This window comes from Citrobacter braakii, from assembly GCF_009648935.1.
Classification (GTDB): Bacteria; Pseudomonadota; Gammaproteobacteria; order Enterobacterales; family Enterobacteriaceae; genus Citrobacter; species Citrobacter braakii.
This window is the reverse complement of record NZ_CP045771.1, coordinates 1,181,677-1,206,519: the sequence shown is the minus strand read 5'-3', so window position 1 is coordinate 1,206,519 and position 24,843 is coordinate 1,181,677. Positions and strand designations below refer to the sequence as shown.

Below are 24,843 nucleotides of genomic sequence, written 5' to 3'. Positions count from 1 at the left end.
ATGTAGGCCGCAGAAGTGAAGCGTTAGCGCCATCCGACAACGGCAAAAATCACTTCTTCATTTGCGACAAAATGGTCCGGCATTGATTAGCGTCCCCTTCAGAAGGTGAAATCAGCGCCAGCAAGGCCGCCGCGGGCGTCACCAACGTTGCCAGCGCGGCAGCAACCGCACCGCGCGCAATCAGCGGCCCGGCCTTCACGCCGGCCTGCGGATTCTTAAAGGTGCCGCGAACATACAGCGGCGAACGCAGGGTAATAATACGAATGCCTTTGCTCTCCGGATCGATGGTTAAATCCAGTTGCTCCGACGCAAAACTCGCCGTACCAGTGACATTAATGACCGCGTTTTCCGTGTCGAAGGCAAAAATCTGCGGGCGGGCTACGCCGTTAACAATATCCAGATTCGCCGCCGCGCAGTTCACCCGCACCTCGTCATCACCAAATATCTGTCCAACAAGATAGTTGCCCAGATTCAAGCCAACAATTTCCATCAGATTCCGGCTGATCAAACCGTCGTTCATCAGCAGCTTCAGGTTGCCGTTGCTGTTACCAAGCAGCGCCGCTACCGAGTTTCCGCTCCCGCTAAACCTGGCGTCACCGTTCATTTCACCGAGCGTTTTCTGCATCAGCTCCACATCCGGCATCAGCGCTTTTAGCTTCAGGCGGCGAGCCTGGATGTCCGCCTGCCCCCGCATCGGCTTTTTATCTCCTTCCAGATGGATGCTGGAGACAATGCTGCCTCCCGCGAGGCCAAATTTCAGCGGCTGCAGGCGCAGGTCGGCATTTTTCAGGATGATATGGGTGGAGAGATCGCTGATCGGCAGACTGCTGCCGTGCTCAATACGCCGTCCTTTGAAACGTACGTCAGCGTCCATCACGTTCCATTTGTCGGTTTCAAAACGGTCATACGGCAAGACCTTGTCCGCGGGCTGGACGCTCTTCTCACCTTTGCGCTGTTCAGATTGTTTGGCCCGCTCCGCCCCTTTGCCTGAATCCACACCGATCAGCGGCCCCAAATCAGCCAACCTCAGTTGGCGTGACTCAACATCCCCTTTCAGCATTGGGCGCGGCTTACCGGTGGTATAGGCCAGCGTTCCGTGAATATCGCTGTCGCCAATTCGGCCATTAAAATCGCGGTAATCAAAAACAGAGGATTTTTCCGGGTCAATTTTCGCGACCAGATGTCCGTCGGTTTCAAACGGCGGCGTATCCGGGAGCAGCACGCCGGTCAAATCGTACAAATCCCCTAGCGAATCTCCCGAGAATTTAAGCCGCAGATCCGCCCCGCCCATATTCATCGGATCGTTTATCGTACCCATAAACGCCACACGCGTATTACCCGAACGGAAATCAGCCTGAATCGGGAAAGGAGTTCCTTCACCGCGCAGCGCCAGCATTCCGCCTATTTTCCCGCTACCGCTTAGCGGTTCGCCGTTATATCGGCCTTGCGCTTTCAGACCAAACACGTAGTCCTCAATGTGGGCGTTGCTCTCTTTACTTTTTGCGCCAGTCACTTCGCTAAAGGGCAACGGCTTACCCAGCGGATCGACCAGGATCTCAATCTCTGACTTCGTCACCTTATCGTTAATGGCGATGCGCCCTTGGTCGAACAGAATGTTATCCAGCCGGAAGGACCAGGCTGATGGCGGCGCATTGGGATCGCGGTTTTCATCCCCTGCCAGGTTAAAGGTCCAGTTATTATTTTTCTCCGACAGGCGGATAAGCCGTGCATCGGGTTTTACCAGCTTGATCCACGGGAGCCAGACGGTTTTTGTCAGCAATGCCAGTGGGGCGAGCGTGGCTTCAACGCGCGGGAGATGCACCATGGTGACGTCAGGAATGTCCGGCGGGTTGCCGAGGATGATATCCTCAGCATGAACATGCGGCCACGGAACCCAGCTACGCCAGCCGGTTTCCTGTTTTTGGCGTTCCCAAACCACACCCAGGTCACCCCGTATGGCGAAGGGCCGGTTGAGTTCTGTAGAGACTTTCTGGTTGATGGTCGGTTTCAGCCGGTTCCAGTCAAATGTCGCAATCACGATGATGAGTACGACGATCAACAACAAGAAAACCCCTATTACTGAAGTGGTTATTTTGCCTGTTCTCGTCATGTTTAACCTCCTTACTTTCTTCCTTGCCTGTCCTAAAGATAGTCCAGCAGAGGAAAAGGAGGCGTTCTACATCCTTATCAAAGCGACAGAATTACGTCTTCAAGGGTATCCAGAGGCACTGGACGAGAGAGAAAATAGCCTTGCGCAGCGAAAGCCGGTGAGTTTTGTACATCACGCCACTCTTCCAGCGTTTCAACGCCTTCGACAATCACACCGCGGCAATAGCGGTTCATCAGCTGTAACAGCAGCGTAAAGAGATTGCGGCCCTCCGGCGTCTGGCGCAGCATGACAAACAGATCCCGCGCCACTTTGATATAGTCGTAACTCACTTCGCTCAGAGCCGAGAAGTTTGCCATTCCGGTACCAAAATCATCCAGCCAGAGCGGGCCAAACTCGCACATTGAGGCGAACGACGACCCCTTCGGCAAGCGGATATGTTCCACCAGTTCAAAGCGCAGCCACGGCAAACATTCGATGATTTTCAGGATTTCGGGATCCTGGCGCATTGCAATCAGCGTTGGCCCGTCGACATTCACGGATGCCAGCAGATCGTTGGCTTTGAAAAACGCCCCTTTTTGTTCAAGCTGTACAAGCTGCTCTTTCACCACATCTACACGATGTCGTACGGCCACTTCGGCGAAATAGCGGTCCGGCGCGATACGTTGGGAGGGGTTTTCAGGATGGCTCACGACGGTCAGCAGCTCAACGGCCATCAGCCGTCCGTTGGTCTGATAAATCGGCTGGTAGGTGTAAGCACGCTCGCACTGCAGCCAATAGCGTCTCTCCTGCAAGTTTTCAATACTCGCATCGAGCGTAATTAGCTGCTGGGTAACCTGCTTTATCATCTGAGATGTCCTGTAAATAAGAGTGTGACTGACCGGACTCGTCAAAGGTTATCGGCGCTCAGGCGAAGAACTTTACGTTCAGCCCTACGCAAAATAGAAACTAAGCGGCAAAAAACGACGCAGAATACGTGCTGGCTCAAAAAAATAATGGAACGATGTTTTAATATAGTTGACCACTTAACACCCACAGCGCACACTAACGCTAATTTTTTTCAGAGCAGGTTACGACTATGTCCAGAAAGATTGCCGTGATTGGCGAATGCATGATTGAGCTGTCACAGAAAGGCGCTGACGTTCAGCGCGGATTCGGTGGCGACACGTTGAATACATCCGTTTATATCGCCCGTCAGGTCGATGCTGCGGCACTTTCCGTACACTATGTGACTGCGCTGGGTACCGACAGTTTTAGCCAACAAATGCTGGAATCCTGGCAGAGCGAAAATGTGGATACCTCATTAACCCAACGCATGGAAAACCGCCTGCCGGGCCTCTATTACATTGAAACCGATAGCACCGGCGAGCGCACCTTCTATTACTGGCGTAATGAAGCCGCCGCAAAATTCTGGCTTGAGAACGAACAGTCCGCCGCTATTTGCGAAGAACTGGCGACATTTGACTATCTGTATCTGAGCGGAATCAGCCTGGCTATTTTAAGCCCGGCAAGTCGTGACAAGCTGCTGTCGCTGCTGCAAGAATGCCGCGCCAACGGTGGAAAGGTCATTTTTGACAATAACTACCGCCCACGTCTGTGGAGCAGTAAAGAAGAGACCCAGCAGGTGTATCAGCAAATGCTGGAATGCACCGATATCGCGTTTCTGACGCTGGATGATGAAGACGCGCTGTGGGGTGAAAAACCGGTTGCCGAGGTGATTGCCCGTACTCACGCGGCTGGCGTACAGGAAGTGGTTGTGAAACGCGGTGCAGACTCTTGCCTGGTTTCCATCGCAGGCGAAGAACTCATCGACGTCCCGGCCGTAAAACTACCGAAAGAGAAGGTTATCGATACGACCGCTGCGGGTGACTCCTTCAGCGCCGGGTATCTGGCGGTACGTCTGACCGGTGGCGATGCCGCTGATGCCGCAAAACGCGGGCACCTGACGGCAAGCACCGTTATTCAGCATCGCGGGGCGATTATTCCTCGCGACGCCATGCCGCAATAATCTGGCGTTCTGGCAGGCCGGATTAGACGTTAACGTCGCGTCCGGCCTGCAGGTCACGATTCCCTTATTGCACCGGCGGGATGTCCGTCACTTCAGAATGTGATTCATCCGTTTCTACCGACGTTGCCGCGGCGGTAACCGGCGCCATAATGCTATCCCACGTCGCCTGCAGATCCTTCATATTGAATTCAGGTTCACCCTTCGGCTGCAACAGAATTAACGCCATATCTTGCGACAGTTGCTGACGCAGGTCCTGATTCAGCATCTCAACACTCAGGTTGTTCAGGAAGCTCTGACGTAAACGCTGATACTGTTCAGGCGCAATATCCACGACCTGGTTTTGCAACGAGCGCAAACGCTGGCTGATCAAAATATCGGTATCGGTGCGACCATAGGTGGCAAACAGCTTCTGCAGTTCCAGATTCTTTTGCGCCACCAGCGCATTAAACTCTTCTTCCGGCAGCCCCTTATCGCGCACTTTGGCCAGCTCACGCGCAACCGTGCTGAGGTTCGCGTTCAGCTTACCGTTCGGTGATTCAACGTTAATGGCACATTGCGCGCGCAGGAACAGCACCCGACAGTCAAAGCCAAGGCCAATGTCTTTGGCATTGTTTTTGGTGAGTTCCTGCTGAATGTGCCAGAACAACGCTTCACGGGCTAAATCAGCGCGCCAGTAACGTAACAGCGCGGCAGATTCACGGATCGGCTGCCACGGCGTATCCCACATAATAGACAGGCGATCCTGATGTACCGCATCGGTCATTATGCTTACGGCCTCTGCACGCAGCGGAGAGAGCGTGGGTACCGGCGCAGGCGTTTCACGTTTACCTTTTAATTCGCCAAAGGTTTTATTGATTTGATCAGCCACGCTGCGCGCATCTACGTTACCGACGATAATCAGCGTCATCGCATCCGGGGTATACCATTTCTGGTAGAAGGACTGGATTTTCGTCGCATCAACAGGCGTTTTCAGCGGATCGGCAGGATCGTGACCCAGCAGCGTCGATCCCTTCAGACGATAGCGCCACCATCCCTCTTTGGTATCTGACGGCCAGGTTGCAACCATATCTTCGCTACTCAGCGCATGATTGACCGATTCAGGGGAGATGCTCAGATTACCGGAAATATTCGCCAGATAAGAAAGTGACTCTTTCAGCAGATCGTTGCGGCTGTTAGGCAGACTGAGGTTATACAGCGTGGAATCATAGGAAACGATAACGGGCGGCATGGGACGACTGGGATCGAACCCCTGCTGCCACAGAGAACGGGCTTGCGTAGCATCGAGGCCACCGCTTTGCGTCAGCGCGATACGCGGGATCGCATGGCTGAAACCACTCTGTTGTGTACTTTCGGTGAGTGAACCGGTATTGACCAGCAGGCGAACCTCAATACGGTCGCTGGGGCGCTGGGGAGTGGCTAAGACTTGCCACTGTAACCCATTTGCCAGCGTGCCCTGTTGCCACGCCGGGTCAGGCTGGAGCGCATCTGCCTGCACATAGCCGGCAGTGGCCATCATCAGCAAGCCGCCCGCTAAAAGTCGAATTTTTGTGCCCTGCATGTGAACCCCTGATCAACTATCCTGGAAATAAAAAGACAGCCCGCGAGAGGACTCTCTGAATATGACGTTAAAAACACTTCGTGTTAGACCGCAAGAACATAAAAATGTCACGGAGGAAGTGAAAAAATCCCGACGCCGCCGAATCGGCGGTTTCAGGCATAGGGGTTAATTATGCGCAAACGCCCGCAGTCCTGGAAGGGACTACGGGCATAAGTGGAGAGATTAAGAGGATATTTCGTGCGTTTTGCCATCCGGCGCACGATTATTCAGCACATCATCCAGCTTTTTATGGTCCAGTTCTTTCACCCATTTCGCTACTACAACAGTTGCCACACCGTTACCGACCAGGTTAGTCAGCGCACGGGCTTCAGACATAAAGCGGTCAATACCGAGAATCAGCGCCAGGCCAGCAACCGGTAAATGGCCCACAGCGGAGATAGTCGCGGCCAGAACAATGAAGCCACTCCCGGTCACACCCGCAGCACCTTTTGAAGAGAGCAGGAGCACCACCAGCAGGGTTATCTGATGGAAGATATCCATATGGCTGTTGGTGGCCTGAGCGATAAACACCGCCGCCATCGTCAGATAGATTGATGTCCCATCAAGGTTAAACGAGTAGCCCGTGGGTATAACCAACCCGACAACCGACTTGCGACAGCCCAGTTTTTCCATCTTATCGAGCATACGCGGCAGCGCGGACTCGGAAGAAGAGGTACCCAGAACGATCAGCAGTTCTTCACGGATATAGCGGATGAATTTGAAAATGCTGAAGCCGGTTGCGCGCGCAATCGAGCCCAACACCACAACCACAAACAGAATACAGGTGATGTAGAAACAGATAATCAACTGACCCAACTGCACCAGCGTCCCGACGCCATATTTACCGATGGTAAAGGCCATGGCACCGAAAGCACCGATCGGCGCCAGGCGCATGATCATGTTGATGATGCCAAAAATAACCTGCGAGAAGCTTTCAATCACGTTGAAAATCATCTGGCCTTTGCTACCTAAACGATGCAGCGCAAAACCAAACATAACCGCAAACAGCAATACCTGCAGGATGTTGCCACTGGCGAACGCGCCAATGACGCTACCCGGGATAATATCCATCAGGAAGCCTACGATCCCCTGGTCTTTTGCCTGTTCGGCGTAAATCGCAACCGCTTTGGCATCCAGCGTCGCCGGATCGACGTTCATACCGGCACCGGGTTGCACCACGTTGACGATGATAAGGCCGATGATCAGCGCAATCGTACTGACAATTTCAAAATAAAGCAGTGCAACCGCACCGGTGCGGCCTACGGCTTTCATACTTTCCATGCCTGCAATGCCGGTCACGACAGTACAGAAGATGACAGGTGCGATGACCATTTTGATGAGCTTAACGAAAGCATCACCAAGTGGCTTCATTTGGGCGCCTAATTCAGGGTAGTAATGGCCAAGGAGAATACCTATGGCAATTGCTGTCAGGACCTGAAAGTAAAGGCTTTTGAATATAGAGGTTTTCATAGGGTGTCCTTAAAGTAAAAACCACAGGTCTTGTAAGGTTTTGTTTAACCTGCGGCCTTAAAGTAACACCCACACAACATGACAGAAATGCGCCTGGATCATAATTGATACAGAAATGTTAAAAATTTTGAGCTGGCTCGCACAAGCGAGACCTTTTTTAACTTTTGTAATCAGCGTTTTTCGGCGTCAGATAACGTTCTTCGAAGATATTCGCCGGAACCGGCCGGGCAAACAGGAACCCTTGTGCCACTTCTACCCCCGCTTGTGATAACCATTCGCGTTGCGCTTCGGTTTCGACGCCCTCAGCGATCATCTGCAAATTGAGGCTATGTGCTAACTGAATGATGGCGGAGATCATGCTGCAATCTTCAGGGACGCCATCGACAAACATCTTATCGATTTTGAGTACATCCACCGGGAGCGACTTCATGTGCTGCAGCTGCCGCAGACCCGCATAGCCCATACCAAAATCGTCCAGCGCGATACGCACACCCGCGTTGCGCAGCGGGCGTAAAATAGCCACAGCGGCGTTAGGATCATCAATATGCCGGCTTTCGGTCACTTCCAGAATCAACGTCCCAGGCTTGATGCGATAGCGGTTTAGCAACTCCAGCAGATCCGACACCATACTCGGATGCATCAGCTGTAGCGCAGACAGGTTCACCGAGAGCGGCAGCATCAGGCCGCGTTCCTGCCAGGCTGACAGCTGGCGGCATGTCTCCTCCAGCACCCAGTAACCGACCGTCACCATCAGGCCACAGGACTCAATCCTGTCGATTAACCCTTCTGGCAGTTCCCAGCTTCCGTCTGGCTGCTGCATTCGCAATAATGCTTCTGCGCTCAATACCTTACCGCTGGACATCTCCACCTGCGGCTGCATCCAGAGCGCAAACTGATGGTTATCCAGCGCGGTAAGAATATCGTTCTCTTCCGTCAAACGCTGTTGCGCCTCTTCCATCTGCAACGGGTCAAAGAACTGAATCCGGTTTTTACCCTTGTGACGCGACGTTAACACGGCTGAGAGTGCGCGGTGGTAAAGCTGTTCTGCGGTCAAATCGCCATTAAACATCGCCACCCCAATGTTGCAGGTTGGACGGAGTTGAATGCCCTGAATCGGTAATCGCTCGTTAACGATAGTGAGTACTTGCTGACCTAGCGTAATAGCGTGCCAGGGTTCTTTCACACCATGTGCGATGATGGCAAAGTCATAGCCGCTCACCTGGGTAAGCACCATTCTGGGGGCCAATACTGACTTCAGCTTTTCAACCAGCGTAAGCAGCAGGATTTCCCGCTGGGTCTCGGATAACACACCCGCGGTATCACGCAGGGTTTCGCAGGTGACAATCATCAACGCCGTTGTCTGCTGGCGGTTCACAACCTGCTCCAGCAGCGCCATCAGAAACGACTTGTTGGGCAGCTCAGAAACCGGGAACCGCATTGAATGGTCGCTTTGCTCTTCACTGCGGCGCTGAATCAGTTGCTGATTGAGGTTATAGCTACGCACCAGCAGGCCAATCTCGTCGTCCTGATGCAGACGCGGCAATGCCAGCTGATAGCCAATCAGATCCTGCTGGGGAATGTCGTTCAGCTCACGCGCTATTTTACGTAATGGATGCAAAATCAATCTGTTAATACACCATGAGATGGCTACCGTGAGTATTAACGAGAGAAGTAAGTAAATGGTCACTAACGTGGAGAGCGTACTCATCACGAACTTGTACATACGGTACGAATCCGCCTGCAGCACCAGATACGCCAGCGGTTGCGGATTCGCTGAACGCTCAAGAGAATAGACCGGCAGCGAAATTTGTACCGGAAGTTCAAACAGGCGAGTCACCGTAACCGGAACCGGGCGTTCAGGAATAAAGCTCATCCGCAGCGCCTGAAACTGATTGGGAAGCACCACATCGGCGCGGCTGACCACGCCTGCTGGTCGAATACTTCTTAAAATAGCTTCTGCTTCGGGAATATCCCCTTTCAGGATCGTGCCCGACAGAGGCTCACGGACGGAGCGAGCGATACTTTCCAGTTGCGTAGCCGTGTTGTAGCGATTCTGCTGGACCAGATGGAACAACAAAACGGTGCAAAAAATAAACACAAACACCATGACAACGGCCGCAACCATTGCCATCTGCTTAATTGTTAACGAGCGACTGACACGCAAACTGACTCTCCACGGATAGACGAAACTGCCGTCAGAGTATACCCGATCGTAGCGGTATTAAGAGAGGCGGTATCTGAAAACTTCCCAGCATGCATTATCCCGACAGAATAGGCACCTGGCGACGAGATTTATCTGCATTTAAGCCGAAAAAGGCCGCAAAGTTACCCCCTGCGGCCTGGTTCGGGCGCATGTTGCCATCACGGCAGACAGACGCCCGCAAGGTGCATTACTTCCTGTTACGCAGCCAGCTCACAATCAGGCTGGCAATAATGCCAGCGATGATCGGAGCCGCTAAATCGTGCCAGAAGGCCACGCCTAACTGTGCGAGCGTCATATAGCCGCCTGTGTTGCAATGGCAACTGTTCGCGGCTATTCTTAACTTGTCTGGAGTCAAGTTAGCCCCCGTCTTGTTGCCTGGTTTATACCTAACAACGTGCGGGGGTTTTCTCTTTCCAGCAACCGATGCCGCCGGGGATCAAGCCCCCGCAACATTGCGCCTCACCGGGAATTCCCGGCTTGCCGCTGATTCTACGGTAGCCTACTTGCCATATCACTGCGCAATATACGGCTCTGCGTAGCGCCTCGCATTTCACCTGTTTTCGCACCATTACGCTGGAAAGATTCTTGCCAGTTGGCAACATTCCTGCCACTCTTCAATACAGAAAAAGACATATCTCATTGATATCTATACCTTAATTTTCTGGCACAGTGATTGCTATTTGACTGTGAGCTGTTCTGTTCCGAATCAAAGGAGATATCATGTCTGACTGTCGTACTTACGGATTCAACACCCAGATCGTTCACGCGGGGCAACAACCCGACCCTTCTACTGGCGCGCTCAGTACGCCTATTTTCCAGACTTCAACGTTTGTTTTTGACAGCGCCGAACAAGGTGCCGCCCGCTTTGCGCTCGAGGAGTCCGGGTACATTTACACCCGTTTGGGTAACCCCACCACCGATGCGCTGGAGAAAAAGCTGGCGGTACTGGAAAGAGGTGAAGCCGGGCTGGCAACCGCATCGGGTATTTCTGCCATCACCACCACGCTGCTGACGTTGTGCCAACAGGGCGACCATATCGTTTCCGCCAGCGCGATTTACGGCTGCACCCACGCATTTTTGTCGCACAGCATGCCGAAGTTTGGGATTAACGTCAGCTTCGTCGATGCGGCAAAGCCTGAAGAAATCCGCGCCGCCATGCGCCCGGAAACCAAAGTAGTGTATATCGAAACGCCCGCTAACCCGACGCTGTCGCTGGTCGACATTGAAACGGTAGCCGGTATCGCCCATCAACAAGGCGCATTGCTGGTGGTGGATAACACCTTTATGTCACCGTACTGCCAGCAGCCTTTACAGTTAGGCGCGGATATTGTGGTGCACAGCGTCACTAAATATATCAACGGTCACGGAGACGTGATTGGCGGCATCATTGTTGGTAAGCAGGAGTTTATTGACCAGGCGCGGTTTGTTGGTCTGAAAGATATCACCGGCGGCTGCATGAGTCCTTTCAACGCGTGGTTGACGCTACGCGGCGTTAAAACACTGGGGATTCGTATGGAACGCCACTGTGAAAACGCATTGAAAATCGCCCGCTTCCTCGAGGGGCATCCATCCATTACCCGCGTTTATTATCCTGGCTTGTCTTCACACCCGCAGTATGAGCTGGGCCAGCGACAGATGAGCCTGCCAGGAGGAATTATCAGCTTCGAAATAGCCGGCGGCCTCGAGGCTGGCAGACGGATGATCAATTCTGTAGAATTGTGCCTCCTCGCGGTCAGTCTCGGTGATACCGAAACCCTCATTCAGCACCCAGCGTCTATGACACATTCGCCCGTTGCGCCAGAGGAACGGCTTAAAGCAGGTATTACCGACGGGCTTATCCGTCTTTCTGTGGGTCTTGAAGATCCAGAAGATATTATTAACGACCTTGAACACGCCATCAGAAAGGCAACATTCTGACCATTATGACCTGAACCGACGCCGATCGGTTCAGGTTGTTGAGAATCAAGGCACAACAGTCTGGTAATACGCGCAATCCTGTTTCGGGGAGAGCGCGTATTTTGGGCAGGGGGTTCTATGCAGGACGACACATTACAACTAAGCAACAATACAGCAACCACCGTACCATTCTCAAAGAAAATACCGTTTACGAAATACGACTTTGGCTGGGTATTACTGTGTATCGGTATGGCAATTGGTGCCGGAACGGTACTGATGCCAGTACAAATAGGCTTAACAGGCATTTGGGTATTTATCGTCGCCTTTATTATTGCCTATCCAGCAACCTATATTGTGCAGGATATTTATTTAAAAACATTATCAGAAAGTGAAACTTGTAATGACTATACCGATATTATCAGTCATTACCTGGGAAAAAACTGGGGTGTATTTCTTGGCGTCATCTATTTTTTGATGATTATTCACGGCATATTTATCTATTCCTTATCCGTGGTTTTTGACAGTGCCTCATATATCAAAACATTCGGCTTAACCGATGCCGATCTTTCACTATCGATAATCTATAAAGTGGCCATTTTTGCCGTGCTGGTGGCCATTGCTTCCGGGGGAGAAAAGCTGCTGTTTAAAATCTCCGGCCCGATGGTGGTAGTCAAAGTGGGGATCATCATCGTGTTTGGTTTTGCGATGGTTCCGCACTGGAACTTCTCTAATATCAGCGCATTCCCTGAAGCATCGGTCTTCTTTCGCGACGTACTGCTGACCATCCCGTTCTGCTTCTTCTCGGCGGTGTTTATTCAGGTGTTGAACCCAATGAACATCGCCTACCGCAAGCGGGTAGCGGACCGGGTTCTGGCCACCCGCATGGCAATACGCACGCATCGCATCAGTTACATTACGCTGATTGCGGTCATTCTGTTTTTCTCATTCTCTTTTACCTTTTCTATTAGTCATGAAGAGGCCGTTTCGGCCTTCGAACAAAATATTTCCGCACTGGCGCTGGCAGCGCAAGTCATTCCTGGGCAAATTATTCATATCACCTCAACGGTGCTAAATATCTTCGCCGTATTAACTGCATTCTTTGGTATTTATCTGGGGTTCCACGAGGCGATTAAGGGTATTATTCTTAATGTTCTGAGCCGCGTTATTGATGTGGAGAAAATTAATCCCCTGGTGCTTACGCTGGGTATTTGCACCTTTATTGTTATCACCCTGGTGATCTGGGTGTCATTTCGTGTATCGGTACTGGTGTTCTTCCAGTTGGGTAGCCCACTTTACGGGATTGTGTCCTGTATTATTCCGTTTTTCCTGATCTATAAAGTAACGCAACTGGAAAAACTGCGCGGGCTGAAAACCTGGCTAATCCTGTTGTACGGGATCCTGCTGTGCCTGTCGCCATTATTGAAGCTGATTGACTAATCCGTTTACAGCGCCGTCAGTCACTGACGGCGCTTAACTCACGCTCTCCAGTTGATAGCTGCGAATTTTATTCAGTACCGTGGTATGTGACACCCCCAGCGCTTTAGCGATATGCCGCGACGACACATTCTCTTCCACCATCTGTTCAATAAGCTGGCGTTCAGCACACAAAACCTGTTCTTTAAAAGGACGCTCTGTCGGCGTCAGCTCAACAGCAGGCAAATTCACCATCCCTAATTCTTCCCGCGTAATGACATCAGATTCCGCCATCAGCATCAGGCGAATGATGGTATTTTCCAGTTCACGAACGTTTCCCGGCCAGGTGTGATGATGCAGGGCATCAAAGCAGGCTTTATCCAGAATGATCCGTCGCTGGAATTCCTTCGCATATTTCTGCACAAAGTGGCGAATCAATAGGCTGATATCCTGCGGGCGCTCCCGCAGAGGCGGAATGGTCAGTGAAAGTACATTGATGCGGTAATAGAGATCGGCGCGCAGCAGACGTTGTTCCACCATCTCTTCCAGATTGGCGTTAGTTGCCACAATAATGCGCACATTGACCGGAATAATTTGCGCCCCGCCAACGCGACGGATCCCGCCATCCTGAAGTACGCGCAGTAATTTAGCCTGTAAGCTCAGCGACATTTCACCAAATTCATCGAGAAAAAGGGTGCCTTTATCGGCCATTTCAAACAGCCCTTTTTTGCCTTTACAATCCGCACCGCTAAAAGCCCCTTTCTCATAGCCAAAGAATTCACTCTCCATCAACGACTCAGGTAGCGCAGAGCAGTTGATCGGAATAAACGGATAAAAACGTCGCTGCCCGGAATTATGGATAGCCCGGGCCAGCAGTTCTTTGCCAGTACCCGTATCGCCGCGGATCAAAACGGTATATTTGCTGTCGGCAATTTTTATCGCCTTTTCGATAAGCGAGTGCATGCTCTGGCTGCTACAAATAATGTCAGAGAAATAGCGCGGGCGTTCTGGCTCAGGCGTTGACAGTTCGCTTATCTCTTCACACAGGTAAGCGACGTTAATAATATCGGCGCGCCGACCTAAACAGGATTGCACGCAGGAAATATCCTGTAACTGGCGGCACCAGGATTTAATCAGGATCCGTCCAGGTGTGACTTTCATGGAGATGATATTGATATCGCAGCAGGAAAATTCCTTCAGGACATCCTCAACCATCGACAGACGATCAATTGTTTTAATATCCCAGCGTATCGTGACCACATTTGCTCCTGACAGTTAGCAACTGCGAAATAGATATTTCTGTGACGAGAGGAAATCTGACTACATTTTAGACGCTGTGGAATAATGTTCTGCCAGAGGACTCACATTGTGGACGTAAAAACAAAATATAAAAAAACCGGAGCACAAGGCTCCGGTTATCAGGTCATAACCCACGTTTATTGCTGTGGATTTTCATCCTGGTCAACAGCGAAACAGGCCACGAGTTGTCCACCGTAATCCTTCAGCTGCGGCTGAAGCTGGGTACACGGACCAAAACGCCGACGGCAGCGGGCATTGAACGCACAGCCCGGCGGTGGATTCAGCGGGCTTGGCAGCTCACCGGTCAGCTTGATACGCTCGCGGCGATCGTCCGGGTTCAGGCGTGGCGTCGCGGATAGCAGCGCCTGCGTATACGGATGACGCGGATTATTGAAGATCTGATCCTTCGTTCCTTTTTCCACGCAGCGGCCTAAATACATCACCATCACTTCATCGGCAATGTGCTCTACCACCGACAGGTCATGCGAGATAAAGACGTATGACAGCCCCAGTTCCTGCTGCAAGTCCATCATCAGGTTCAGCACCTGCGCACGAACAGAAACGTCCAGCGCCGAGACCGGTTCGTCGGCGATCACCACGTCTGGATCAAGCATCAGCCCGCGAGCGATGGCAATACGCTGACGCTGACCGCCGGAGAACATGTGCGGATAGCGGTCATAGTGCTCGGTTTTCAGCCCCACTTTCGCCATCATCGCCAGCGCTTTTTCACGACGCTCCTCTTTACTTAGCGTGGAGTTGATCAGCAGCGGCTCTTCCAGAATCTGCCCTACTTTCTTGCGCGGGTTCAGGGAACCGTAAGGGTTCTGGAACACAATCTGGATTTTCTGCCGGCGCAGCTTCTGCGCCTGCGGGTCGTGCTTAAGCAGATCCTGCCCCTGGTAATACAGCTCGCCGCCGGTCGGGACTTCAATCATCGTCAGCAGGCGACCAAGGGTGGATTTCCCACAGCCCGACTCGCCTACCACCGCCAGCGTTTTGCCGCGTTCCAGGGTAAAGGAGACGCCGTCCAGCGCTTTCACCAGGCGTTCCGGGGCGAACATCCCCTTCTTCACCGGGTAGTGTTTTTTCAGGTCAATTGCCTGCAACAGCGGCTGTGGCAAAGCGGCCTTTTGCGTACTCATAGCCCAGGCCTCCCGGCATCATCAAGTGGGTAGTGGCATTTCGACTGACGACCGCCTTCCAGCAGGTTCAGTTCAGGTTCTTCAGCGCGGCATTTGTCAGTCGCATAGGGGCAGCGCGGGTTCAGTAAACAACCGGTCGGGCGGTCATATTTACCTGGCACCACGCCCGGCAACGAAGCCAGACGCGCTTTATCCTGAGCGAACTCCGGCAACGCGCGCAGCAACGCTTGGGTATACGGATGACGCGGCGCGCGAAAAATATCCTGCGCGGCCCCGGTTTCCACTACCTGCCCGGCGTACATCACAATGATCTTGTGCGCCGCTTCGGCCACCAGCGCCAGGTCGTGCGTGATTAAGACCAGCGCCATGTTCTCTTTTTGCTGCAATTCCAGCAGTAGCTCGATGATCTGCGCCTGAATGGTCACATCCAGCGCCGTTGTCGGTTCGTCGGCAATCAACAGCTTTGGACGACAGGCAATCGCCATCGCGATCATCACGCGCTGGCTCATCCCACCAGACAACTGGTGCGGATAGACATCCAGACGCGAGGCCGGATCGGGGATCCCCACCAGCGTCAGCAGGTCAATCGCCCGCTGAATACGCGTTTTTTTGTTGCCGCCCTGGTGCACCTTAATGGCTTCCATAATTTGGTAGCCGACGGTGTAGCACGGGTTAAGGCTGGTCATCGGGTCCTGGAAGATCATCGCCACTTCCGCGCCCACTAACTGGCGACGCTCTTTCTCAGAGATGCGCTTCAGGTCACGACCATTAAACTCCAGATTTTCGGCCATAACGCGGCCTGGGTAGTCAATCAATCCCATGATCGCCAGCGAGCTGACGGACTTACCAGAGCCGGACTCCCCTACAATGCCAACCACTTCACCCTGGTTCACGCTGTAACTAATGCGGTCTACGGCACGGAATTCGGACCCCACATCGCCGAAGTGCACCGATAATTTATCTACATTTAATAACGCCATCTCGAACCTCTTACTGCTTCAGTTTGGGATCGAGCGCGTCACGCAGACCGTCACCCATCAGGTTAAATGCCAGCACCGTCAGCAGGATTGCCAGCCCCGGGAAGGTCACGACCCACCAGGCGCTTTGGGCAAATTGCAACACGTCAGAGAGCATGGTGCCCCATTCCGGCGTAGGCGGCTGTGCGCCCATCCCCAGGAAGCCGAGGGCAGCCATATCGAGAATGGCGTTAGAGAAGCCAAGCGACGCCTGAACAATCAGCGGCGCAAGACAGTTAGGAAGAATATTGACGAACATCTGGCGCATCGCACCGGCTCCGGCCACGCGGGATGCGGTAACGTAGTCGCGGTTAACCTCCACCAGGACGGCGGCGCGCGTCAAACGCACATAGTGCGGCAATGCCACGAACGTCAGCGCCAGCGCGGCGTTGCCAATCGAGGGCCCAAATACCGCCACCAGCACCAGCGCCAGTAACAGGCTCGGCAGTGCCAGCATGATATCGACCACACGCATGATGACGTTATCGACAATCCCACCAAAGTAACCGGCAATCAGCCCGAGAATCACGCCCATCAGCAGGGAGAGCACCACCACCAGACAGCCGACCAACAGAGACAAACGCGCACCGTACATCAGGCGGGACAGCACATCGCGGCCCACATCATCAGTACCAAACAGATGCGCCATGGTACCGCCTTCCTGCCACGCAGGAGGAGCCAGCAGCGTATCGCGGAACTGCTCTGCCGGGTTGTACGGCGCGAGGAGGTTGGCAAAGACCGCAATCAGGATCATCACGACAACGTACACCAGCCCAACAACCGCACCTTTGTTGCGTTTAAAATAGTGCCAGAACTCCTGCAGCGGGGTCATGGGCACCGGTGCAGCAATAACTTTATTTTCAGTAACCTGTGACATGATGGCCCCTTACTTCCTATGCCGAATACGCGGGTTCACCACGCCGTACAGCAGGTCTACCAGCAGGTTGACGAGGATAATCATCGTCGCGACCAGCAGTACCCCGCCCTGTACCACTGGATAATCACGGCGTTGTAGCGCATCGATCAACCAGCGTCCCAGTCCCGGCCACGAGAAAATAGTCTCGGTCAGGATCGCCCCAGCCAATAACGTACCGACCTGCAGGCCGATAACGGTCACAACGGGCAGCATCGCGTTACGCAGAGCGTGAATGATGATGACGCGCATACGGGTCAGGCCTTTGGCGCGTGCGGTACGAATGTAATCTTCACCCAGTACTTCCAGCATCGATGAACGAGTCATACGCACAATTACCGCCAGAGGAATGGTGCCAAGCACCATTGCCGGCAGGATCATATGCGCCAGCGCATCGATAAAGTTGCCCTCTTCACCCCAAATGGCGGTGTCAATCAGCATAAAACCGGTCAGGGGATTGGAATCATCAAGGAACACCATGTCGCTCACCCGACCGGAAACCGGCGTCAGGTTCCACTGCACGGAAACCAGCATGATCAGCATCATGCCCCACCAGAAAATCGGCATGGAGTAACCGGTCAGCGCCAGGCCAACGGCAGTGTGGTCGAAAATGGAGCCGCGCTTAACGGCAGCAAGTACTCCCACCGGAATACCCACCGCAACGGCGAAAATCATCGCGCAGACGCCAAGTTCCAGCGTTGCTTTAAAGCGAGGAACGAACTCTTCCCACACCGGTAATCGGCTTTTCAGCGAGATACCTAAATCACCATGCATAACCCCCCAGATATAATGGAGGTACTGCTGCCACATCGGTTTATCCAGACCGAGTTCAGCCAACAGTTGAGCATGACGCTCAGGGGAAATTCCACGCTCACCCGCCATGATCATTACCGGATCGCCGGGGATCATATGAACGAAAGCAAAGGTGAGAAGAGTGATACCGATAAACGTGGGGATGACGAGTCCCAAACGTCGGAGAATGAACTGCAACATAACCCGGATTCTCTCTAATGACGCACGGCCTGGAACCGTGAATCTGTATTGCTCACAAATCTTATCTCCCCCTCCAGCGAGAGGGAGATAAAGCATTACTGTCAGGTGGCGCTACGGTGACCCGACTTAACGGTCCGTAGCGCTGCCTGGCTTGCTTTTAATTATTCGACAGAGACGTTTTCGAAGTGATGTTTGCCCAATGGATCAACCACATAGCCTTTCACTTCTTTACGCACTGGTTCATACACGGTGGAGTGAGCAACAATCAGAGCCGGGGCCTGATCGTGCATAACAACCTGAGCTTGCTTGTACAGTTCAATACGTTTGTTGTGATCGTCGGTCGCACGCGCCGGCTGGATCAGATCTTCAAACGGCTTGTAGCACCAGCGAGAGTAGTTGGAACCGTCTTTCGCTGCCGCACAGCTGAACAGGGTGGCGAAGAAGTTGTCCGGATCCCCGTTGTCACCGGTCCAACCCATCATCACCGCCTGATGCTCACCCGCTTTGGCGCGTTTCAGATATTCGCCCCACTCGTAGGTCACAATCTTGGCCTGAACGCCAATTTTCGCCCAGTCAGCCTGAACCATTTCCGCCATACGGCGGGCGTTCGGGTTGTAAGGACGCTGTACCGGCATGGCCCACAGCTCAACGGTGAAGCCTTTATCCTGACCCGCTTCCTTCAGCAGCGCTTTAGCCTTTTCAGGATCGTAGGTGTAGTCTTTAACGTCGTCGTTATAGCCCCACATGGTCGGTGGGATCAGGTTTTTCGCGGCAACGCCAGCGCCCTGATATACCGCTTTAATGATGGCTTCTTTGTTCACCGCGTAGGTCAGCGCCTGACGGACTTTCACGTCATCAAACGGTTTCTTCTCGGTGTTGAAAGAGAGGTAGCCAACGTTCAGACCGGCCTGCTCCATCAGGTTAATGTTTTTATCCTGCTTCATGCGCGCGATATCTGCCGGGTTCGGGTACGGCATCACCTGGCACTCGTTCTTCTGCAGTTTGGCGTAACGCACGGAAGCGTCAGGCGTAATCGAGAAGACCAGACGGTCAATCTGTGGCTTGGTGCCCCAGTAACCTTCGAATGCTTTATACAGAATACGGGAGTCTTTCTGGTACTGCTGCAGCTGGAACGGACCGGTCCCAATTGGGTTCAGATCCACTTTCTCCGGGGAGCCGGCTTTCAGCATGTTGTCTGCATATTCTTTGGAAAGAATAGAAGCGAAGTCCATCGCCAGATCAGCCAGGAAAGGCGCTTCCGGGCGAGTCAGCACGAACTGAACGGTTTTATCGTCCACTTTTTTCACTTCGGAGATCAGATCTGGCAGGCCCATCCCTTCGAAGTATTCATAGCTACCGCCAGAGACTTTGTGGTACGGGTTCTGGGCATTTTTCTGACGATCGAAAGAGAACACCACGTCATCGGCGTTTAAATCGCGCGTCGGTTTGAAATCTTTGTTGTCCTGCCACTTCACGCCCTGGCGCAGGTGGAAGGTATAGGTTTTACCGTCTTCGCTGATTTCCCACTTCTCAGCAAGGCCCGGGATCACTTCAGTTGTACCGGTTTTGAACTCGACCAGGCGGTTATAGATCGGTACGGAGCTGGCATCATAGGTCGTGCCAGAGGTGAAAAGCTGTGGGTTAAAGCCTTCAGGAGATCCTTCTGAACAATAAACCAGAGTTTTAGCCTGTACGCTTGCGGCGCAGGTCATAGCCACCAGGCTCAGACCAAGCTTCAGCATCCCTGACTTCTTCAAGGAAATACTCATTCTTCTGCTCCAAATGTGATGTTTGTTGTTTTACCCTTTGCAGTGGGTTTGCACCGCCTGGCCTTTTTTGTTTTTTACCCGGCCGGGTCGGCGTTAAGAGGATAGGGATTCCGTTCACATAAGCGACTGAGTTGCAGTGCGGATTCTCCATGAAATGCCCCTCATGCCCTACAATCTGTCAACAGAATGTGAAAACGTCAATACAGGTAACCGTGATTTACACCAACGGTGAGAATTCGCAAACAAAGATTAAAAAAAGTGCAGAAGGACATTTTCAGCAGGGAAATTTGTGCTACGCGCACTATGCCAGAATAAACATCTTAATATTTCGCAACATTTGGTGATTAACATTTATGCAAATTATTAAAACTTTCTAAATTAATGCTGCATATCTGAGCGATTAATGCCATGAACGCTAAAGCGCACAGCGGAAAATGCCAGGTTCAGCCATAAGTAGCGCAAAAAAAGTTTCAAGCAAATATAAAAAAAGGCAATGGAATATGTCACAGAATCGTTAACAGTCAGTGGGAAGTGGTGCACAATTTTTACAGATAAAAGGAAGGTCAATTTTGGTCGGTGAGAGAGGATTACTCGCCACTGACGTGGCTCGCCCTACGGGCCGTTGCTAACGCAACGTTCTCTCGCTGCGCTCGAGTCGAACCTCTTCCCCCCGGAGGTTCTCATCCTCGTGGGTTTCAAATGCAAAAAACCCTGCTCGTTGAGCAGGGTTTTGAATTTGGTCGGTGATAGAGGATTCGAACCTCCGACCCCTTCGTCCCGAACGAAGTGCGCTACCAGGCTGCGCCAATCACCGAATGCGGGGCGCATCTTACTGCTCAGCCGCGCCCCCGTCAATCCCTTAGTATCAAAATGCCATTTGATCGGCGAGAAAGTCAGCAGCCCGATTACTGAGCCGTAACCTTCTTCGCGTCCGGGATACGGCACCAGTTGTTATTCTCGTTAATACCGCCATTTGGCGAGGTATAACCGAGGCAACCCAAAATAGTGTCGTACAGTTCCACATGACGACGCGGCACCTTCATATCAGCTTCTTGCTTCAGGTGTGCAAACGCCTTCGCATGGTCTGGGTCTTCCAGATATTTGTCTGACATCCACACCAGCATTGGCACGCGGAACTGCTCTGGCGGAGCCATTTTACGCGGCGTACCGTGCAGGTGCTCACGCTCGTTAATCGACTCACCGTGATCGGCGGCGTAGAACACTATCGCTTTCTTATCCCGCAGTTGATCAAACACTTTGGTAATAAAGTGATCAACATAGGTTACCGAGTTATCAAAAGAGTTAATCATCTCGGCTTTCGAGCAACCGCTATCCACATTGACACACTCCGGCTTCCACTGCGCATATTCGCGGGTGTAGCGCTGCGTGTAGTTAAAATGCGAACCTTTGGTATGCAGAATAATCAGACGTTTGCCATCATCATCCGTCGGTTGCAGAGACTGCTGCATTTCGGTAATCAACAGCATATCGTCAACGTTCTTGCCACGGTTACGCGGCTCTGCGCCAATCTGCTCTCGGTAAGCGATGTTCTCCGCCATGGTATTGCTGTAGAACCACATCTCGCTTTGCATCGCGTAGAGGTCTGTCTTGAACCCTAACTGACCGAGCACGGAAAAGACGTTTTGTTCTTTCAGGGTACGCTGCGGGTTTTCTTCCGCCCCACCTTCACGCACAAACATACAGCGCAGCGAAAGTTTGGTCGCCGTGTCACAGGAATATCCACGGAACGCGGCCAGGTTTTTCTCCTGGGCGAGCCTTGGCGTGGTATTTCGCTCATAGCCAAAAATCCCCATATGGTCCCAGCGGGTGGTTTCGCCGATAATAAAGACCACATAGGTGTCGTCGAGGTTCTTAGGCTCAACATAGGTAAATTTCTTCGCCGGGTTCATCAGCGATTTGGTGTCTGAGGATTCATCCACCTGTGCCCAGGCGTACAGACCCAGCGCAGAGAGCCAGTTTGACGGCAAGTAAGAGTTTGCCACAACCCCGCCATAGCTGGGTAAATCGATACCTGTTTCTCGCTCTACGCTTCTCTGTTGCATGCTCAGCAGGCGAATCGGCGCCCATACCATCAGGCCGGCCAGTAAAACTACCGCTACGCTACGCCACCTCATGCCCGGCGTACGAATTTGTCTCATCAACGTGTAGCGGCAGCGGTTACTCCAAATCAGCACCAAGGGAATAATACTGACCGAAACCAGCCACACGATGAAATGCCAGCCGACGACTTCTTTCGATAAATCAATATCCGTGGTCATTACGGAGGCGATAATACCGTAACCAATTACCACGTTCAGGAAGGTCATATAATAACTGGCGCCGGCAGAACACAGCACCAAACAGGTTGCCAGGACACGCCAGGCGCGGCGGCCAAACAAAGAGAGAAGGCGTAGTAAAAAGAAGGTCACCAGCACAGTGCCGGCCAATTCAACAACCGCGGAGAGTCCTTTCCAGACGGTAAAATCGTGCGCATATCCGCTAAAGCGACGGAAAAATACAGCACAGTTCATAAACAAACCGATATAGATTGCCAGCAAGAAACTGAGTTTCTGCTGCGTCATCGACTTAATGTATCTCATGCAAACAAACCCTGGAAATCGGGATAAAAAACCCTGAGCAGCGATCAATCAGACCTGACAGAGGAAAAATGCGACAACAGCAGAGGTGAAATGTCTACGGGCGCGGGTAAGTAGACCACAGGAGGGAGCAAAAGTGCTTATAGAGAATGAAAATGGCGCATAAATTTTTGTAAATATATGCGCCAGGTATTAATCATACTACTAATAGATTTAGGCGTGCGCCTCGGTATAGACGCTACGTTGTGGCTGACGAATAGTGGTAGAAAGCGCCAGCGAAATGATTAACAGCGCAAAGATAACGCAGAAGGTCACATAGAACCCGCCAAACAGCGAGGCGATAATGGAACCGCAAATGCTACCGATACCGAAGCCCAGGTAAATAACACCGTAGTTTTTAGCCAGGTTATTCAGACCGAAGAACTCGCTGACCAGTGACGGGAATACGGTGATGGTGCCGCCAAAGTTAAACGCGACACAGGCAATTGCCATAAAGAAGGTTACGTCATTCAGCGGCGCGAACAACAGTGCAGCCATACCGACCAGCGAAACGACCTGACCAATGGTGATCACGCGAATACGGGAGATTTTATCGGACAGAATCCCCAGCACCAGACGACCCGACAGGTTCGCGATAGAAATGACGGTAACCGCATTCGCCGCCGTCGCCACATCCATATGCGCCAGGCTTTGTGCGATATCTTTCGCCACGCCAATGACGTACAGACCGCTCATACACGCCGTCAGGAACATGACTGCCAGCATCCAGTACTGCGGTTTGCGCATGGACTGCGCCAGGGTGTAGTCGTTCTCAACCACGCCATTCTTCGCTTTCACTTCCTGATTCGGCGCATCTTTCATCAGCGTGGAGCCAAAGACGATCATCACCAGTACGATCGCGCCCCAAATCATGAAGGTTTTTTCCAGGCCCACGGTGCTCAGCAGTTGGCTGTCGATAAATTTAAAACCGAGGCTGCCAAGGCCATAAGAACCGATGGCAAAGGCGGAAATCAGCCCTTTACGCTCAGGGAACCATTTTACGCAGTTGGAAAGCGTTAACAGGTAACCTGCACCATCCGCCAGACCAACCAGCACACCAGCGCTCAGCCACAGCATAATCAGGCTGTTGGAATGGGCGGTTAAGAAGAAACCGACGCCGAGTAAAATACCGGAAGCCATGGTGACGCGTTTCACGCCAAAACGTTCCTGCAGCTTGCCGGCAACGGAAGAGGAAATCGCCAGCCCGAGGCTCAGCAAGCCAAAAGAAAATGCCACCTGACTGACCGGCGCATCGAGCTTAGAAGAGAGCGCGCCATTAAACAGGCTCCAGGTATAAACAGAACCTAAAGCAAATTGGGTAATAATCGTGCCGATCAGTGTTAGCCAGCGTGTGCGCTGATAATCAGAAGTTTTCATGGCAGTCTTCCTGCATAAGCAAAATGGGAAATTCTCTGCCAACAACCATACCGAAGCGCTTTTATGGCCAGGAGAAAACGGCATGAAATGCCACCAGGACGGAATGAAATGCCTGGAATGCGGAATGAATGACGAGACAAAAAGTCGGGTTACTGAATTTTATCGTAAGAGTTAGTACACGCTATCGCTGAGGGGCGTGTGATTGCTGTTCTCAATATGTAACGGAGATGTTTAGCTGATGATTTTTTGCGTTAAAATTTGGCACTCACTCCCATGGTGTACATATAGTCGCTGTTATTGGCGCTATTTTCCGCCTGCGAAAGCGCCGCGTAAGCCGCCATGTGCCGGTTCAACAGCATATCTGCGCCAACGGTAACATCCAGCCAGTTACCGTCTTGACCCGCCGCCGTCATGCGACTGAGGCCCGACTGCGCTTTCCAGATATTCTCGCCAAACTGCTGGTTATAGCTGATTTGCGCCCACGGTCGCACATCACCGAACTGAGAATTGACTCGCCAGCCTAACGTGCTGACGCTGGCATGCCACAGCGGATCGTTCTGCGTTACCGACGTCACGCTATCGCCAAATTCGTTGTAAGTAGACGTGGTCGAACCGTCATAATGCAGCGCGGCCACCGGACCGGTCATCACCTGCCTTGAAAGCGGAAAGTTCCAGCCCATACTCATGCCGCTGGTCGCATCCATAGGCGTTTCATCCGCCAGATTCACCACGGGACCCGCCACGTTTTGAGTGGAGCGAATACGTTCTTCCAGAATGTCGTTATAACGTGGTTGGTGATCGCTGTCCCATGTATAACGTTCAGCCGTATGCCCTGACATCGCATCAACGATATATTCTTGTTGCCAGCCATATGCTGTATTGATGAACAGCGCACAAACTACGACGCTCGCCAGAGTTAACCTTTGGCGACCACTACTGTTTCTTATAATCATCAACGCGACTCCAGAAAAGAGCCGAATTCGGCGATATTATTGTCATTGTAT

19 protein-coding genes, 1 tRNA gene and 1 other RNA gene are annotated in these 24,843 nt (G+C 52.4%); 3 read left to right on the top strand and 18 right to left on the bottom strand.

Going from position 1 to position 24,843, the window contains the following annotated elements:
* Positions 1–49 precede the first annotated feature (49 nt).
* Positions 50–2,110 carry an AsmA family protein gene (locus tag GFC06_RS05530; protein WP_019078089.1) on the bottom strand — a complete coding sequence of 687 codons (2,061 nt, stop codon included), beginning with the start codon at positions 2,108–2,110 and terminating at the stop codon, positions 50–52.
* Positions 2,111–2,187: 77 nt separating this feature from the next.
* Complete coding sequence (gene pdeH, locus GFC06_RS05525; RefSeq protein WP_047415877.1) at positions 2,188–2,955, bottom strand: cyclic-guanylate-specific phosphodiesterase; 768 nt, start codon at positions 2,953–2,955, stop codon at positions 2,188–2,190.
* A gap of 230 nt (positions 2,956–3,185) precedes the next feature.
* Here pdeH and kdgK point away from each other — a divergent pair, with 230 nt between their 5' ends.
* The gene (kdgK, locus tag GFC06_RS05520; protein ID WP_049283136.1) at positions 3,186–4,115 is read left to right on the top strand and encodes a 2-dehydro-3-deoxygluconokinase; all 930 of its coding nucleotides are present in this window, start codon (positions 3,186–3,188) and stop codon (positions 4,113–4,115) included.
* Positions 4,116–4,179: 64 nt separating this feature from the next.
* On the opposite strand, the gene GFC06_RS05515 is transcribed toward kdgK, so the two are convergent.
* From GFC06_RS05515 to GFC06_RS05500, 4 genes are all read right to left on the bottom strand, one after another.
* Complete coding sequence (locus GFC06_RS05515) at positions 4,180–5,673, bottom strand: M16 family metallopeptidase (protein WP_153689924.1); 1,494 nt, start codon at positions 5,671–5,673, stop codon at positions 4,180–4,182.
* A gap of 222 nt (positions 5,674–5,895) precedes the next feature.
* Positions 5,896–7,182 (bottom strand): C4-dicarboxylate transporter DctC, encoded by a 1,287-nt coding sequence (gene dctA, locus GFC06_RS05510; RefSeq protein ID WP_003023301.1) that lies wholly within the window; start codon positions 7,180–7,182, stop codon positions 5,896–5,898.
* A gap of 157 nt (positions 7,183–7,339) precedes the next feature.
* Positions 7,340–9,346 (bottom strand): biofilm formation regulator HmsP, encoded by a 2,007-nt coding sequence (gene hmsP, locus GFC06_RS05505; RefSeq protein WP_032931922.1) that lies wholly within the window; start codon positions 9,344–9,346, stop codon positions 7,340–7,342.
* Positions 9,347–9,572: 226 nt separating this feature from the next.
* Entirely contained in the window at positions 9,573–9,680 is a 108-nt protein-coding gene (locus GFC06_RS05500) for a type I toxin-antitoxin system toxin Ldr family protein (protein ID WP_016154898.1), read from the bottom strand.
* A gap of 425 nt (positions 9,681–10,105) precedes the next feature.
* On the opposite strand from GFC06_RS05500, the gene megL reads away from it, so the two are divergent.
* Complete coding sequence (megL, locus tag GFC06_RS05495) at positions 10,106–11,302, top strand: methionine gamma-lyase (RefSeq protein WP_003023295.1); 1,197 nt, start codon at positions 10,106–10,108, stop codon at positions 11,300–11,302.
* Positions 11,303–11,419: 117 nt separating this feature from the next.
* Positions 11,420–12,718 (top strand): aromatic amino acid transport family protein, encoded by a 1,299-nt coding sequence (locus GFC06_RS05490; RefSeq protein WP_153689923.1) that lies wholly within the window; start codon positions 11,420–11,422, stop codon positions 12,716–12,718.
* Between the two features lie 33 nt (positions 12,719–12,751).
* Here GFC06_RS05490 and GFC06_RS05485 read toward each other — a convergent pair whose 3' ends face one another.
* From GFC06_RS05485 to GFC06_RS05430, 12 genes are all read right to left on the bottom strand, one after another.
* On the bottom strand, positions 12,752–13,954 hold the full coding sequence (locus tag GFC06_RS05485; protein WP_103283338.1) for a sigma-54 interaction domain-containing protein: 1,203 nt from the start codon (positions 13,952–13,954) through the stop codon (positions 12,752–12,754).
* Positions 13,955–14,130: 176 nt separating this feature from the next.
* Entirely contained in the window at positions 14,131–15,135 is a 1,005-nt protein-coding gene (gene dppF / locus GFC06_RS05480) for a dipeptide ABC transporter ATP-binding subunit DppF (RefSeq protein ID WP_003827418.1), read from the bottom strand.
* On the bottom strand, positions 15,132–16,115 hold the full coding sequence (gene dppD / locus GFC06_RS05475; protein ID WP_019078085.1) for a dipeptide ABC transporter ATP-binding protein: 984 nt from the start codon (positions 16,113–16,115) through the stop codon (positions 15,132–15,134). The genes dppF and dppD overlap by 4 nt, the downstream gene beginning before the upstream one ends.
* A gap of 10 nt (positions 16,116–16,125) precedes the next feature.
* Entirely contained in the window at positions 16,126–17,028 is a 903-nt protein-coding gene (gene dppC, locus GFC06_RS05470) for a dipeptide ABC transporter permease DppC (protein ID WP_153689922.1), read from the bottom strand.
* Positions 17,029–17,037: 9 nt separating this feature from the next.
* Positions 17,038–18,057, bottom strand: coding sequence for a dipeptide ABC transporter permease DppB (gene dppB / locus GFC06_RS05465; protein WP_016154903.1), 1,020 nt, complete (start codon positions 18,055–18,057; stop codon positions 17,038–17,040).
* Positions 18,058–18,218: 161 nt separating this feature from the next.
* Positions 18,219–19,826: a dipeptide ABC transporter periplasmic-binding protein DppA gene (dppA, locus tag GFC06_RS05460; RefSeq protein ID WP_016154904.1), complete on the bottom strand. Its 1,608-nt coding sequence runs from the start codon at positions 19,824–19,826 to the stop codon at positions 18,219–18,221.
* On the bottom strand, positions 19,741–19,977 hold the full coding sequence (locus tag GFC06_RS05455) for a hypothetical protein (protein WP_137398959.1): 237 nt from the start codon (positions 19,975–19,977) through the stop codon (positions 19,741–19,743). The genes dppA and GFC06_RS05455 overlap by 86 nt, the downstream gene beginning before the upstream one ends.
* Positions 19,978–20,396: 419 nt before the next feature.
* A non-coding RNA gene (locus GFC06_RS05450) (RtT sRNA) lies at positions 20,397–20,530 on the bottom strand.
* Between the two features lie 33 nt (positions 20,531–20,563).
* Positions 20,564–20,640: transfer RNA gene (locus GFC06_RS05445), tRNA-Pro, on the bottom strand.
* 91 nt (positions 20,641–20,731) lie between these two features.
* Positions 20,732–22,426: a kdo(2)-lipid A phosphoethanolamine 7''-transferase gene (gene eptB, locus GFC06_RS05440; RefSeq protein ID WP_153689921.1), complete on the bottom strand. Its 1,695-nt coding sequence runs from the start codon at positions 22,424–22,426 to the stop codon at positions 20,732–20,734.
* Positions 22,427–22,636: 210 nt separating this feature from the next.
* A complete protein-coding gene (locus tag GFC06_RS05435) occupies positions 22,637–23,839 on the bottom strand; it encodes an L-lactate MFS transporter (RefSeq protein WP_016154906.1) in 1,203 nt (400 codons plus the stop codon).
* A gap of 251 nt (positions 23,840–24,090) precedes the next feature.
* Positions 24,091–24,792 carry an autotransporter outer membrane beta-barrel domain-containing protein gene (locus GFC06_RS05430; RefSeq protein WP_016157717.1) on the bottom strand — a complete coding sequence of 234 codons (702 nt, stop codon included), beginning with the start codon at positions 24,790–24,792 and terminating at the stop codon, positions 24,091–24,093.
* Positions 24,793–24,843: the final 51 nt, after the last annotated feature.

Excerpts from the sequence above, each read along its gene's own strand:
- GFC06_RS05530 (WP_019078089.1), bottom strand. The coding sequence starts at position 2,110 with ATGACGAGAACAGGCAAAATAACCACTTCAGTAATAGGGGTTTTCTTG.
- pdeH (WP_047415877.1), bottom strand. The coding sequence starts at position 2,955 with ATGATAAAGCAGGTTACCCAGCAGCTAATTACGCTCGATGCGAGTATT.
- kdgK (WP_049283136.1), top strand. The coding sequence starts at position 3,186 with ATGTCCAGAAAGATTGCCGTGATTGGCGAATGCATGATTGAGCTGTCA.
- GFC06_RS05515 (WP_153689924.1), bottom strand. The coding sequence starts at position 5,673 with ATGCAGGGCACAAAAATTCGACTTTTAGCGGGCGGCTTGCTGATGATG.
- dctA (WP_003023301.1), bottom strand. The coding sequence starts at position 7,182 with ATGAAAACCTCTATATTCAAAAGCCTTTACTTTCAGGTCCTGACAGCA.
- GFC06_RS05500 (WP_016154898.1), bottom strand. The coding sequence starts at position 9,680 with ATGACGCTCGCACAGTTAGGCGTGGCCTTCTGGCACGATTTAGCGGCT.
- megL (WP_003023295.1), top strand. The coding sequence starts at position 10,106 with ATGTCTGACTGTCGTACTTACGGATTCAACACCCAGATCGTTCACGCG.
- GFC06_RS05490 (WP_153689923.1), top strand. The coding sequence starts at position 11,420 with ATGCAGGACGACACATTACAACTAAGCAACAATACAGCAACCACCGTA.
- dppF (WP_003827418.1), bottom strand. The coding sequence starts at position 15,135 with ATGAGTACGCAAAAGGCCGCTTTGCCACAGCCGCTGTTGCAGGCAATT.
- dppD (WP_019078085.1), bottom strand. The coding sequence starts at position 16,115 with ATGGCGTTATTAAATGTAGATAAATTATCGGTGCACTTCGGCGATGTG.
- dppC (WP_153689922.1), bottom strand. The coding sequence starts at position 17,028 with ATGTCACAGGTTACTGAAAATAAAGTTATTGCTGCACCGGTGCCCATG.
- dppB (WP_016154903.1), bottom strand. The coding sequence starts at position 18,057 with ATGTTGCAGTTCATTCTCCGACGTTTGGGACTCGTCATCCCCACGTTT.
- dppA (WP_016154904.1), bottom strand. The coding sequence starts at position 19,826 with ATGAGTATTTCCTTGAAGAAGTCAGGGATGCTGAAGCTTGGTCTGAGC.
- GFC06_RS05455 (WP_137398959.1), bottom strand. The coding sequence starts at position 19,977 with ATGGAGAATCCGCACTGCAACTCAGTCGCTTATGTGAACGGAATCCCT.
- eptB (WP_153689921.1), bottom strand. The coding sequence starts at position 22,426 with ATGAGATACATTAAGTCGATGACGCAGCAGAAACTCAGTTTCTTGCTG.
- GFC06_RS05435 (WP_016154906.1), bottom strand. The coding sequence starts at position 23,839 with ATGAAAACTTCTGATTATCAGCGCACACGCTGGCTAACACTGATCGGC.
- GFC06_RS05430 (WP_016157717.1), bottom strand. The coding sequence starts at position 24,792 with ATGATTATAAGAAACAGTAGTGGTCGCCAAAGGTTAACTCTGGCGAGC.